Raw genomic sequence first — 12,925 nt, 5'->3', positions numbered from 1 at the left:
CCACTCGCTCCCCAGTCGGGGCAAGCGCTCACGGCTCGTCCCAGTACCTCGGGTGCACCAGGGTCGAGGGCGCCAGCCCCGGCAGCCGGCCGGACTCCGCCCGCCGCCCCGCCTCCCGGAGCACCGGTTGCGACAGGGACCTCAGCTCCGGCGCCTCCGGGTCCAGCGCGAGCGCCGGGGTCCGGCCGAGTCCGGCCAGCACGAACCCCCAGCCGTGCACCTGCGTGGCCCGGCCGGCCGCACGGTCCGGGCCCGCCTCGAAACCGGCGTGCCGGCCACTGATCCGGTAGGGGCGGGTGTGCAGTCCCGCCGCCCTCATCGACGCCTCGACCGTCCAGTACGTGTGCGGCCGGCCGAGCGGCGGCCCCCCGTGCACCACCAGCCGGCCGCCGGGCGCGAGGGCCTCGGCGACCAGACCGTAGAACTCCGCCGAGTAGAGCTTCGTGCTGGCCGAGACCCCCGGATCCGGCAGGTCCGAGATCACCGCGTCGTAGCGGCCGTGCGCCGCCCGCAACCAGGTGAACGCGTCCCCGGTCACGGCCGTCAGCCGCGGGTCCCGGTACGCGTGCGCGTTCAGCGCGGAGAGCGCCTGGTCCGTACGGGCCAACCGGGTGACGGCCGGGTCCAGCTCCACCAGCGTGACGCTCCGCACGCCGGGGTAGCGCAGCACCTCGCGGGCCGCCAGACCGTCGCCGCCGCCCAGGATCAGCACCCGCGCGTGCGGCCCGTTCATCACCGGGTGCACCAGCGCCTCGTGGTACCGGTACTCGTCGCGCGAGCTGACCCACAGCCGCCCGTCCAGATAGAGGTCCAGGGAGCTGCGGCCCGCCCCGGTCAGCACCACCTCCTGGACGTCGGTCTGCATCGCGACCCGCACCCGGTCCCCGTACACCGCGCGCCTCGCCGCCCGCTCGAAGTCGTCGGCCAGCACCGCGGCCGTGGCCAGCAGGGCGATCACCGCCACATTGACGGCGATGAGCAGCCACCGGGACCGGCAGGTGAGATCCCGGCGGAACACCCACAGCACCAGCGCCCCGCCCGCCGCCGCGTTGACCGCACCGGTGAACAGCGCCCCGGTGAGCTGTCCGAGCATCGGCAGCAGCAGGAACGGGAACGCCAGCCCGCCGACCAGCGCCCCCACGTAGTCCGCGGCGAACAGATCGGCGACGGCCCCGCCCGCGTCCTGCCGGTCGACGCGCTGGATCAGCGTCATCAGCAGCGGGATCTCCGCACCGATCAGGACCCCGATCGCCAGCGAGAAGCCGACCAGCGCGTACCGCGACTCCCCGATCCAGGCGAACGTCGCGTAGAGCACCAGCGCGGAGGAGCCGCCGACCAGCGCGAGGGCGGCCTCGATCAGACCGAAGCCGACCGCGGCCCGACTGCATAAACGTTTCGCGAGCAGAGAGCCGATCCCCATGGCGAACACCATCACGGAGAGCACGACGGACGCCTGGGTGACGGAGTCACCGATCAGATAGGAGGCGAGCGCGACCAGTTCGAGCTCGTACACCAGACCGCACGCGGCGCAGACGAAGACCGCGGCCAGCACGAGGTACCGGCCGGTCCGCGGTCGTACGGGAAGCCGCGCCGCGCCCCCTCGCAGCGACACCTGCTGGTCGATCATGCCGCGAACGCTACGTCACTGGAACGTCGCCGCTTGTCACCCACAAGGATGTAAGTGACTCAACCGCAACGGAGTTGGCCCCCGTCACAGCACGGCGGCCGGTAACCGCACACCCACTCGGGTGCGCGTCACCACCAGCTGTCCCTCCTGCGGGTACGCGTGCCAGGTACGCCACCGCACCTGCCCCTCGGTCCGCTGGGCGAGCATGGCGGTGAAGGCGTGCGGACTGCCCGGGAACGTCCCGGCCAGGCCGTGGGGATGGTCGGCGACGAGCGCCAGGAGCTCCTGCGCGCGCCCCGCGAACGAGCCCGCGCCGAGCGTCTCCACGCGGGCCGCGAACTCGTACTCCCAGTCCCCGAGCCGCTTGGACACACCGAGGGGCAGCGGTGTGCTGCTGCCCGGCATACAGGCGACGGTTTCGGAACAGCTGCCGCGGTCCTCCTCCAGGAGGACCTGATGGGAGGCGCCGAGCAGGCGCAACTGGAGTTGGGCGCCGTCGAGATGGAGGTCGAGCACGGCGAGCGCCGGGAGCGGTTCACGCCCCAGCGCCCAGGCCAGATCGGCGGCACGGGTGTCGGAATAGGCCGTATGGAGGGTCGTGAGCATGGGTCGGCTCCGCAAAACACACATGGACACATGGACAGGGGGGACGCCCCCGACGTGGTGCACGTGGGAGGTGGAAAGCGCCCGATCAGGTCCAACTGGGGTCCGAGGGCTGAATGTTCTCTCCACCGAGGGAATCACGAACTAAGCCTCACTCGCAGTGTTTTTCCCCAACTTGGCGTGGTTTCCATCCCCTCGGGGGCCTTCCGGTTCACCTGTTCACCGGCGACTCGCCGAAAGGCCCAACAAAAAGGTGTCCGGCGGGACTTGGAGCGGGTTCGAAGCCCCGTCCCACGTCCCGCCGGACACCTCCGCCGGCACCGGGCCGTCGTACACCCGCCCGGTCGCGGACCAGCTGCCCCGTGTCAGCTGCCTCCGCCGCATCCGCCCCCGCCGCCGCACGACGAACCCCCGCCGCACGAATGGCCACCGCCACAGGAGTGGCCGCCCGAGTGGCCGCCCGAGTGACCGCCCGAGTGACCGCTGCCGCTGCCGCACGACGAGCCGCCGCCGCCCCCCGCCCACCAGCTGCCGCCCGCCGCACCGCCACCGGCCGCACCGCGCCGGCGCTTGCTCCCGACCGGCCGCTTGCCGCTGCTGCCGGCGCCCGCCCTCGCCGAAACGAGAACCAACAACGCCACGACCACGAGCACCGCGATGATGACCACCTTCACGGACCTCACGTCCTTCCGTCCCCCGAAGCGAGTCCCCCGCTTCTCACCGGTTCCTACGTGCAGGAGGGGGATGCCCCCGCCCCCGTTCGGCGAAAGCAGACTTGAGCAACTCCAGAGCTTCCGCGCAGGATGGCGGTCATGACACAGGGACGACCGCTGCTCAACCGCCGCCTCGCCGAGTTCGGCACGACGATCTTCGCGGAGATGTCCGCGCTGGCCGTCCGCACCGGCGCCATCAACCTCGGCCAGGGGTTCCCGGACACCGACGGCCCGGAGGAGGTCCGCGAGGCCGCGGTCCGGGCCCTGCGCGCCGGGCACGGCAACCAGTACCCGCCGGGGCCCGGGGTCCCCGAGCTGCGCACCGCGATCACCGAACACCAGCTGCGGCGCTACGCCCTGACGTACGACCCGGACACCGAGGTCCTGGTCACCGCGGGCGCCACCGAGGCGGTCGCGGCCTCGATGCTGGCCCTGCTGGAGCCCGGCGACGAGGTCATCGCGCTGGAGCCGTACTACGACTCGTACGCCGCCTGCATCGCCATGGCGGGCGCCACCCGCGTCCCCGTCACCCTGCATCCCGAGCCCTCGGCCGGCAGCTACCGGCTGGACCTCGACGAGCTGCGCGCCGCCGTCACCCCCCGCACCCGGCTGCTGCTGCTCAACACCCCGCACAACCCCACCGGCACCGTTCTGACCCGCGAGGAACTCGCCGCGATCGCCGCCCTGGCGTGCGAGCGCGATCTTCTCGTCGTCACCGACGAGGTCTACGAGCACCTCGTCTTCGAGGGCGAGCACCTGCCGCTCGCCTCGTTCCCCGGTATGCGCGAGCGCACGGTCACCATCAGTTCGGCCGGCAAGACATTTTCGTTCACCGGCTGGAAGGTCGGCTGGATCACCGCGAGCCCCGAGCTGGTGACGGCGGTCCGCTCCGCGAAGCAGTTCCTGACGTACGTCTCCGCCGGCCCGTTCCAGTACGCGGTCGCCGAGGCGCTGCGGCTGCCCGACAGCTACTTCGACACGCTGCGCGCGGATCTGCGGGCCAAGCGGGACCTGTTGAGCGGCGGGCTCGCCGAGGCCGGTTTCGAGGTCTACCGCCCGGCCGGCACGTACTTCGTCACCACCGACATCCGCCCGCTGGACAGCAGCGGCGACGGCTTCGCGTTCTGCCGGTCGCTGCCGGAGCGGTGCGGGGTGGTGGCCGTGCCGAACGCGGTCTTCTACGACCACCGGGAGCAGGGCGCGCCCTTCGTCCGCTTCGCGTTCTGCAAGCGGACGGAAGTGCTGGCGGAGGCGGTCTCCCGGCTGAAGGGCCTGTGAGAAAGCCCGGCGCGGGGAGCGGTCCGATGGGACCCGCTCGCCGCGCCGGGCTGTCGCCGCGCGCTGTGGCTCAGGCCTCCGGAGCGGACTGCTCGGTGCCGTCGGCCGGCTCCGCGCCGTCCTCGGCCGGTGCCAGGCCGAGGCGCTCCAGCAGCCACTTGTCGAACTCGATCGAGGCCCGCACCCAGCTGACCGTCGAGGAGACGAAGTGCTCCAGGCTGACGCCGGTGCCGATGAGCATCTGCGCCTCACCGATCAGCCGGACCGAGGTGCCGGTGTCCTCGGCGCCCTCCTCGGGCTCGTGCGTGTGCGTGTAGACCTTGGGCCACAGGGTGCGGCGGTTCCAGTCGTCGATCGCGTCGAGCAGGACCGGGCGCTGGTCCGTGTCGTGCGGGCGGTCGTAGAACGTACGGACCGAGAAGACCTGCTGCTCGCCCTCGCCACGGAACATGAAGTACGTGCGGAAGTCTTCCCACGGCGCTGCGAGGTCGCCCTCGTCGTCGATGACGTACTTCAGCTCCATCTGCTCCAGGAGCTGCTTGACGAGGTCCTGGTCAGGAACGACGGGGCCCTCCGGTCCTGCGGCCTGCGGTTCGGGCTGGCCCCCGAAGTTAGGAATCGAGGACGGATCGATGCTCACCGTAATTTCCCTTCGTGCGGTTGGCTGCCATCCTCTCCCATGCCGGGCGGGGCATGGCAAGCGGGAACGGCCCCGATCCGCCACAAGCTGATATCCAGCCGGTGGGGACCGGGGCCGCTGTGTGCTCCGGTTGTGCCGTGCGCGCTCCGGTCAGGGGGCGTGCACTCCCTTTTCGGGGCTCACGGGGGGCGCACTCCCGTGACGAGCCGCGCCGACGACCAGGCCGTCACCGTCCCGGTCCACCCGGACCGTGTCGCCGTCCGTGATCTCGCCGGAGAGGATCTCCTTCGCGAGCCGGTCGCCGATCGCCGTCTGGATGAGCCGGCGCAGCGGCCGGGCGCCGTACGCCGGGTCGTTGCCCTTCTCGGCCAGCCAGGCCAGGGCGGCCGGGGTGACGTCGAGGGTGAGGCGGCGGTCGGCCAGCCGCTTGGCGAGGCGGTCGATCTGGAGCCCCGCGATATGGGCGAGCTCGTCGCCGGACAGCGCGGAGAAGACCACCAGGTCGTCCAGCCGGTTGAGGAACTCCGGCTTGAAGGACGCCCGCACGACGTCCATGACCTGCTTCTTCTTCTCCTCGGGCTTGGTCAGGGGGTCGACCAGGTACTGGCTGCCGAGGTTGGAGGTCAGGATCAGGATGGTGTTGCGGAAGTCCACCGTCCGGCCCTGTCCGTCGGTGAGCCGCCCGTCGTCCAGGACCTGGAGCAGGATGTCGAAGACCTCGGGGTGGGCCTTCTCGACCTCGTCCAGCAGGACGACGCTGTACGGGCGGCGGCGGACCGCCTCGGTGAGCTGGCCGCCCTCCTCGTAGCCGACGTAGCCGGGCGGGGCGCCGACCAGCCGGGCCACGCTGTGCTTCTCGCTGTACTCGCTCATGTCGATGCGGACCATGGCCCGCTCGTCGTCGAAGAGGAAGTCCGCGAGGGCCTTCGCCAGTTCGGTCTTGCCGACGCCGGTCGGGCCGAGGAAGAGGAACGATCCGGTGGGCCGGTCCGGGTCGGCGATTCCGGCCCGGGTGCGCCGCACGGCGTCCGAGACGGCCTGTACGGCCTCGGTCTGCCCGATGAGGCGCCTGCCCAGCTCCTCCTCCATGCGCAGCAGCTTCTGGGTCTCGCCCTCCAGCAGCCGTCCGGCCGGGATTCCGGTCCAGGCGCCGACGACATCGGCGATGTCGTCCGGGCCGACCTTCTTCTTGACCAGCGTCTCCTCGGGCTCCTTCGCTACTACCTGCTCGGCCTCCTCGGCCTCGGCCAGCTCCCGCTCCAGCTCGGGGATCTCCCCGTACAGCAGCTTGGAGGCGGTGTCGAAGTCGCCGTCGCGCTGGGCCCGTTCGGCCTGTCCGCGCAATTCGTCGAGGCGCTCCTTCAGCTCGCCGACCCGGTTGAGACCCTGCTTCTCCTTCTCCCAGCGGGCGTTGAGAACGCGCAGCTCCTCCTCCTTGTCGGCGAGGTCGCGGCGCAGCTTCTCCAGCCGCTGCTTGGAGGCGGCGTCGGACTCGTTCTTGAGGGCCAGCTCCTCCATGTGCAACCGGTCGACGGCGCGCTGGAGTTCGTCGATCTCGACGGGCGAGGAATCGATCTCCATGCGCAGCCGGGAGGCCGCCTCGTCGACGAGGTCGATGGCCTTGTCGGGAAGGAAGCGGGAGGTGATGTAGCGGTCCGACAGGGCCGCGGCGGCGACCAGCGAGGAGTCCGCGATCTGCACCTTGTGGTGGGCCTCGTAGCGGCCCTTGAGCCCGCGCAGGATCGCGATGGTGTCCTCGACGGACGGCTCCGCCACCAGCACCTGCTGGAAGCGGCGCTCCAGGGCGGGGTCCTTCTCGATCCGCTCGCGGTACTCGTCGAGCGTGGTGGCACCGACCATCCGCAGCTCGCCGCGGGCCAGCATGGGCTTGAGCATGTTGCCCGCGTCCATGGCGGAGTCGCCGCCGGCTCCGGCGCCGACGACGGTGTGGAGCTCGTCGATGAACGTGATGATCTGGCCGCCGCTCTCCTTGATCTCGGAGAGGACGGTCTTCAGCCGCTCCTCGAACTCGCCGCGGTACTTCGCGCCCGCGACCATCGCGCCGAGGTCCAGCGAGACGAGCCGCTTGTTCTTCAGGGACTCGGGTACGTCGCCCTTGACGATGCGCTGGGCGAGCCCCTCGACGACGGCCGTCTTGCCGACGCCGGGCTCGCCGATGAGCACGGGGTTGTTCTTGGTGCGGCGCGAGAGCACCTGGACGACGCGACGGATCTCCTGGTCACGGCCGATGACCGGGTCGAGCTTGCCCTCGCGGGCGGCCGCGGTGAAGTCCGTACCGAATTTCTCCAGGGCCTTGTACTGGCCCTCCGGGTCGGGTGTGGTCACCCGGCGCCCTCCCCTGCTCTTCTCGAACGCGTCCAGCAGCTTCTTCGCACTGGCCCCCTGCCCGTCGAGGATCTCACCGGCGCGGCCGCCCTCGGCCGCGACCCCGATCAGCAGGTGCTCGGTGGAGATGTAGTCGTCGCCGAGCTCCTTCGCCCGCTGTGCCGCGTCGGAGATGACGGCGAGCAGCTCGCGGTTGGGCTGCGGCGGTGCGACGGTCGACCCGGTCACGCTGGGCTGCGCGGCCAGCAGCCGTTCCGTCTCGGTGCGAACGGCGATCTGGTCCGCCTCGACGGCGGCGAGCAGATCGATGATGTTCTCGTTGTCCTCGCCCGCGAGCAGCGCAAGCAGCAGATGCCCGGGGGTCAGATCGGGGTGCCCGTCCTTCACGGCCCTGTTGGTGGCCGCGTTGATGGCGTCCCGGCTCCTGTTGGTCAGCTCGGCGTCCACGTGCGCTCTGCCCTCCTTGCTACGACTGGCCCGTACTCACTTCTGACACGCTGAACGTGCATAAAGTTGAGTCTATTCCACTCAAGGCAAAAACAGCCTGCTCCCACACCGTTCCGCCCCTCATGTCCGAGTGAACCGGCCGGTCCGCCCGCCCGCCACCGCAGAGCGGCGCGGGGCTGCCTACCCTGACCCCATGGCAGTTGACGTACGCGATCCCGGGCCCGAGTACCTCGCCTTCTGGCGCGAGCCCCATCTGTGCACCCTCACGACACTCCGCCCCGACGGCACCCCGCACGTGGTCCCGGTGTGCGTGACGTACGACCCCGAGGCCGGCCTCGCCCGCATCATCACCGGCAGGAACAGCCGCAAGGTCGCCAACATCCTGGCCGCGGGCCCGGACGGCGCACGGGTCGCGGTCTGCCAGATGGAAGGGCGCCGCTGGGCGACCCTGGAGGGCGTCGCCAGGGTGCGCACGGAGCAGGACAGGGTCGAGGACGCGGTACGCCGCAAGACGGCCCGCTACGGCCGCGCGCCGAAGCCCAACCCGGACCGGGTCGCCATCGAGATCACCCTGGACCGGGCGCTCGGCCGAGGCTGACCGGAAACGGACAGCACAACGGCGCCACCGTGTTCAGGTCACGGTGACGCCGTTGTGTGGGGGAGTGTCTGAGCGACGTGGAACGACGGGGGATCGCTCAGGCACTGCGGGGGGTGGCGGCGATGGCTTCAGGTTCGAACAGCTGGTGGTCACGCTGTGCGAGGTTCACAAAAATCATGTCGTACCGAACAGCGCAGCGCACGGGCTGCGGTGCTCCACGCGGCTTGCGGAGGCACCGGTAGGCGCGGACTTCCCCGTCGTCCTCACGGGCGACGACGACCGGGTCACCGAACAGAGTGACCATCAACGAGTCACCACGGTGGGGGAGTGCCGTGACGAGGTCGATGAAATGCCACCCTGAGCGGTAGGCGGTTGCCATCTCGCGCCGGAAGGTCCGGTCGTCGGGCGGGGTGGTCACAACTCCGCCCTGTTCCCCACCGAATTGCCCCAGCCGACGTCGTCCTGGTGAAGGCCACCGGCGGCAGCCGGCTGTACATTGCCCCAACCGACATCGCCCTGGTAAAGGGCGACGGCAGCGCTTGTCCGCGCATTGCCCCATCCAACGTCCGGAGTAGAGCCATGCGCCACGAGCAGCAGTGCAGCAGCCGCAAACGCAGTGCCAAGCACTGAGCGAAGCATTCTCTTGTACATAGTCGGCTTCGTCCTCACTTGATGGATCCTCTCCCCCGCTCTTCAAGAGACGATGGCTCATTCGGACGCGTCAAAGCCACAGGAGCGATGCATCATGTTCCTGAATGTTCAGGACCCTGGGGGGTGGAGTTTTACCTATAATGGACACGAAACCGACACATACTCATGCGGTCACGAACCTGTGCACCGAGGGGGCCAGGCTGTATGCGGCCGCGCTCAGCGTGGGCCGCCTCGCCCGCGCCGAGGTCAGGCCCGCGCCCTGCCTCGTCAAATTCGGTCTCCTGCTGCCCGACCCGGACGACGCCTCATGGCTCCGCCCGGTTCCGCCTTCCGCCGCCCTGGCGCAGCGCCTTCACCCGCTGGAACGCGAGATCCAGGATCGCAGGCGGACTTCGCTGGAGCTGGCTGACGCCTTCGAACCATTCCTGGCCATCAGCGCCCAGAGCCCCGCGCCCACGCACGCGATCACGGTGCTGGAAGGCATCGACCGGATCAACGGGGCGCTCGACCTGGCCATCGCCGAGAGCCGGACGGAAGTACTGACCGTCCAGCCCGGAGGCAAACGCAGCGAAGAGGTCCTCAGCGAGGCCCTCACCCGCAGCAAACCTCTCATAGATTCCGGCATCAGCGTCCGTACCCTGTACCAGCACACGGTCAGGCACAGCCAGCGCACGTTCGCCTACGTCGACCTCATGGCCGGCGCCCGGATGGAGATCCGGACGCTCGAAGAGCTCATCGAGCGCCTCATCATCTGCGACGACACCGTCGCCTTCATCCCGGTCCAGGACGACCAGCCCATCGCCCTGGAACTGCGGCACCCCGGACTGGTCGCCTACCTGACGAAGGTCTTCGAACAACTCTGGCGCAGAGCTGTCCCGCTGGACGAAGCAGCCCCGTACGACCCGGCCCGCGACGGCATCACAGGCGTCCAGCGCGCCATCGCCACGCTGCTGATCGAGGGGCACGTCGACGAAGCGATAGCCCGGCGGCTCGGCATGAACGTCCGTACCTGCCGAGCCCATGTCGCCAAGCTGTCCGCCGTACTGGGAAGCACCAGCCGTGCACAACTCGGCTACCTGATAGCCCAGTCAGGAATCCTCGATCAGGACTCCTGACCGGGCGGCACCGAACGGTCCCCACCCCCGGGCCGGAAGCATGGCCATGCAAGGGGGAGAGACATGGCCACGCCCCCGATCAGCCGGGGGAGTTCCCGGCTCCCCCGACAAGACCCACAGTGGCCCGCGGACTACGCTGCCACCACCGTCATCTTGCTGCACTGCCAAAAGTGGGGGGGCACGAATGGGCAGGGATGAGGACACAACGGCGCACCCGCACGGCGACCGCCAGCTGTGCGACGCGGCGATCCGCGTCTACACCGAGGCACTGAGCGCGGGACGGATCCCCCGGAGCGCCCTCGAACCGGCCCCCTGTCTCACCGAGTTGACGCTGGTCCATCCCGACCCGCAGGACGACGCCTGGATACGTCCCGTGCCGCCGTCCGCCGCCCTGGCCCATCTGCTGCAACCCGTCATCCGGGAGATCCACGAGCGCATCAGGCTCACCGCGGCCCTCGCCGACTCCCTGGCGCCGCTGGCCTCCGTCGCCAGTACGGATCCCAATCTGGCCATCACCGTGCTCGAAGGCATGCCGCTGATCAACGCGACCATCCAGAACGCCCTGAACGGCGCACGGGACGAGATCCTGACGTTGCAGCCGGGCAGCAGCCGCCCGGCGGAACAGCTCAAGGAGGCGCTGGCGCGCGCCCTGTCCGCCGTCGGACAAGGAGCGACGCTCCGCCACATCTACCAGCACCCGACCCGCTACAGCCCGACGCTGAAGGCGTATCTGGGCGACATACCCGCGGGCCACATCCAGGTCCGCACCACCGAGCAGACGGTCGAGCGGCTGTTCATCTTCGACCGCACCGTGGCCTTCATCCCGGCCAATGCCGAACGCGACGTGGCCCTCGAAATCCGTCACCCCGCCCTGGTCCACTATCTGACCCAGGTGTACGAGGTCATGTGGGCGCAGGCCACCCCGCTCACCGAGCCCCTGCCGGCCGCCCCGGCGGACAGCTCCGTGACCGCGGTCCAGCTCAGCATCGCCCGGCTGCTCGTCGAGGGGCATGTCGACCAGGTGGTGGCCCGCAAGCTCGGCATCAGCGTCCGTACCTGCCGCGCCCACATCTCCAAGCTCATGCAGACCCTCGACGCCACCAGCCGCACCCACCTCGGCGCCCTGCTCGTCGAGTCCGGCCTCGCCGCGCCCCGACCGGGACGGCACGAAGGCCCGCCGCCCCGCGCGAGCGGGACGACGGGCCTCGGTGAGTGCTGAGGTATTACTCCCTGGGCCGCTTGGGCCGCCAGACCACCAGTGCGCTGGTGTGCTGCACATCCTGGTACGGCACCAGATCGCGCCGGTACGAGGCGTGCACCTGCGCCTCGCGCTGCTGCAACGCCGCCGCCGCCCCGTCCACGGCCGTCGAGAGCTCGGCGACGCGCTGCTGGAGCGCAGCGACCTGGTTCTCCAGCTCGATGATGCGCTTGATGCCGGCGAGGTTGATGCCCTCGTCCTGCGACAGCTGCTGCACGGTGCGCAGCAGCTCGATGTCGCGGGCCGAGTAGCGCCTGCCGCGCCCGGCCGTGCGGTCGGGCGAGACCAGGCCGAGGCGGTCGTACTGGCGCAGCGTCTGGGGATGCAGTCCCGAGAGCTGGGCCGCGATCGAGATCACGTACACCGGGGATTCTTCGGTCAGTTCGTACGGATTACGTCGGCGGCCGTCCATCTCAAGCTCCCTTCGCTGCCTGGAACAGCTCCGCCCGCGGGTCCTGGTCCGCGGTCGCCTTGCGATAGGCCTCCAGGGCGTCCCGGGCGTCCGTGCCCAGGTCCTTGGGGACCACCACCTCCACGGTGACCAGCAGGTCGCCGCGGCTGCCGTCCTTGCGCACCGCGCCCTTGCCGCGGGCGCGCATGGTGCGCCCGTTGGGAGTGCCGGGCGGAAGCTTCAGGGTGACCGGCGGTCCGCCGAGCGTGGGGACCCTCACCTCGCCGCCGAGCGCCGCCTCCGTGAAGGTGACGGGCACGGTGACCGTGAGGTTGTCGCCCTTGCGGCCGAAGACCGGGTGGGCGTCGACGTGGACGACGACGTAGAGGTCGCCGGCCGGTCCGCCGCGCTCGCCCGGACTGCCCTTGCCGCGCAGCCGGATCCGCTGGCCGTCGGAGACGCCCGCCGGAATCCTGACCTGCATGGTGCGGGACGACTTCGCCCGGCCGCTGCCCTTGCAGACGTCACAGGGGTCCTGGGCGATGAGGCCCCGGCCCTTGCAGTCCACGCAGGGATCGGTGAGCGAGAACCCGCCGCCGGTGCCGCGCGAGACCTGGCCGGTGCCGACACAGGTCGGGCAGACCCTGGGGGTGCCGTTCTTGTCGCCGGTGCCGGAGCACGCCTTGCAGGGCGCCTGGCTGGACATCCGCAGCGGGACCGTGGCCCCGTCGACCGCCTCGGTGAAGCTGAGCGTCACCTCGGACTCGATGTCCTGGCCGCGGCGCGGCTGCACCCGGGTGCCGGTACCGCCGCCCCGGTTGAAGAGGCCGCCGAACACATCGCCCAGACCGCCGCCACCGCCGCCGAAGCCGCCGGCTCCGCCGCCCTGGCCGCCGCTCGGGGCGCCTCCGAAGAGGTCCCCCAGGTCGAAGTTGAAGTTGCCGCCACCGCTGCCGGGTCCGGGGCGGAAGCCGCCGTTGCCGAAGAGGGCGCGAGCCTCGTCGTACTCCTTGCGCTTCTTGGTGTCACCGAGGATGTCGTTGGCCTCGGAGATCTCCTTGAAGCGCTCCTCCGCCTTGTTGTCACCCTTGTTGGCGTCCGGGTGGAACTCGCGGGCGAGCTTCCGGTACGCCTTCTTGATCTCGGCGTCCGTGGCGTCCTTCGGGACGCCGAGAACCTTGTAGTAGTCCTTCTCGACGAAGTCCTTCGTACTCATCGACGTCCCTCCTTCCGGACGACCGGCCCAGGGCCTTCCGCC

Annotated in this window: 12 protein-coding genes; 4 read left to right on the top strand and 8 right to left on the bottom strand. The window is 70.4% G+C overall.

From position 1 onward, the window contains the following. Nucleotides 1–28: 28 nt before the first annotated feature. The 3 genes from OG322_RS19710 to OG322_RS19700 form a co-directional block, all read right to left on the bottom strand. Entirely contained in the window at nt 29–1,627 is a 1,599-nt protein-coding gene (locus OG322_RS19710; protein ID WP_123460194.1) for a polyamine aminopropyltransferase, read from the bottom strand. Between the two features lie 84 nt (nt 1,628–1,711). Continuing rightward, on the bottom strand, nt 1,712–2,233 hold the full coding sequence (locus OG322_RS19705) for a DUF2617 family protein (protein WP_164494355.1): 522 nt from the start codon (nt 2,231–2,233) through the stop codon (nt 1,712–1,714). Nucleotides 2,234–2,595: 362 nt separating this feature from the next. Next, on the bottom strand, nt 2,596–2,904 hold the full coding sequence (locus tag OG322_RS19700) for a hypothetical protein (RefSeq protein ID WP_185095320.1): 309 nt from the start codon (nt 2,902–2,904) through the stop codon (nt 2,596–2,598). A 138-nt stretch (nt 2,905–3,042) separates the two neighbouring features. Between OG322_RS19700 and OG322_RS19695 the strand changes: the two genes are divergently transcribed. Then, on the top strand, nt 3,043–4,221 hold the full coding sequence (locus OG322_RS19695) for a pyridoxal phosphate-dependent aminotransferase (RefSeq protein ID WP_123460196.1): 1,179 nt from the start codon (nt 3,043–3,045) through the stop codon (nt 4,219–4,221). A 70-nt stretch (nt 4,222–4,291) separates the two neighbouring features. Here the strand turns inward: OG322_RS19695 and OG322_RS19690 are convergent, their stop codons facing one another. Both OG322_RS19690 and clpB read right to left on the bottom strand, forming a co-directional pair. Further along, nucleotides 4,292–4,861, bottom strand: a complete 570-nt coding sequence (locus OG322_RS19690; RefSeq protein ID WP_123460197.1) for a YbjN domain-containing protein — start codon at nt 4,859–4,861, stop codon at nt 4,292–4,294. Between the two features lie 150 nt (nt 4,862–5,011). Continuing rightward, nucleotides 5,012–7,654, bottom strand: coding sequence for an ATP-dependent chaperone ClpB (gene clpB, locus OG322_RS19685; RefSeq protein WP_124284434.1), 2,643 nt, complete (start codon nt 7,652–7,654; stop codon nt 5,012–5,014). Between the two features lie 193 nt (nt 7,655–7,847). Here clpB and OG322_RS19680 point away from each other — a divergent pair, with 193 nt between their 5' ends. After that, nucleotides 7,848–8,252: a pyridoxamine 5'-phosphate oxidase family protein gene (locus tag OG322_RS19680; protein ID WP_123460199.1), complete on the top strand. Its 405-nt coding sequence runs from the start codon at nt 7,848–7,850 to the stop codon at nt 8,250–8,252. Nucleotides 8,253–8,349: 97 nt separating this feature from the next. Here the strand turns inward: OG322_RS19680 and OG322_RS19675 are convergent, their stop codons facing one another. Next, nucleotides 8,350–8,670, bottom strand: coding sequence for a (2Fe-2S)-binding protein (locus OG322_RS19675; RefSeq protein WP_123460200.1), 321 nt, complete (start codon nt 8,668–8,670; stop codon nt 8,350–8,352). Nucleotides 8,671–9,043: 373 nt separating this feature from the next. On the opposite strand from OG322_RS19675, the gene OG322_RS19670 reads away from it, so the two are divergent. Both OG322_RS19670 and OG322_RS19665 read left to right on the top strand, forming a co-directional pair. Beyond that, a complete protein-coding gene (locus tag OG322_RS19670) occupies nt 9,044–10,018 on the top strand; it encodes a helix-turn-helix transcriptional regulator (RefSeq protein WP_123460201.1) in 975 nt (324 codons plus the stop codon). Nucleotides 10,019–10,202: 184 nt separating this feature from the next. Continuing rightward, on the top strand, nt 10,203–11,237 hold the full coding sequence (locus OG322_RS19665; RefSeq protein WP_123460202.1) for a helix-turn-helix transcriptional regulator: 1,035 nt from the start codon (nt 10,203–10,205) through the stop codon (nt 11,235–11,237). 4 nt (nt 11,238–11,241) lie between these two features. Here OG322_RS19665 and OG322_RS19660 read toward each other — a convergent pair whose 3' ends face one another. Next, nucleotides 11,242–11,688, bottom strand: coding sequence for a heat shock protein transcriptional repressor HspR (locus OG322_RS19660; protein WP_123460203.1), 447 nt, complete (start codon nt 11,686–11,688; stop codon nt 11,242–11,244). Between the two features lies 1 nt (nt 11,689). Further along, nucleotides 11,690–12,883: a molecular chaperone DnaJ gene (gene dnaJ / locus OG322_RS19655; protein ID WP_123460204.1), complete on the bottom strand. Its 1,194-nt coding sequence runs from the start codon at nt 12,881–12,883 to the stop codon at nt 11,690–11,692. Between the last annotated feature and the right edge of the window lie 42 nt (nt 12,884–12,925).

Origin of the sequence: Streptomyces sp. NBC_01260 (assembly GCF_036226405.1) — a bacterium.
Taxonomy (GTDB): Bacteria; Actinomycetota; Actinomycetes; order Streptomycetales; family Streptomycetaceae; genus Streptomyces; species Streptomyces laculatispora.
Note: the sequence above shows the minus strand (reverse complement) of the source record. Positions and strands in the feature narration are given on the sequence as shown.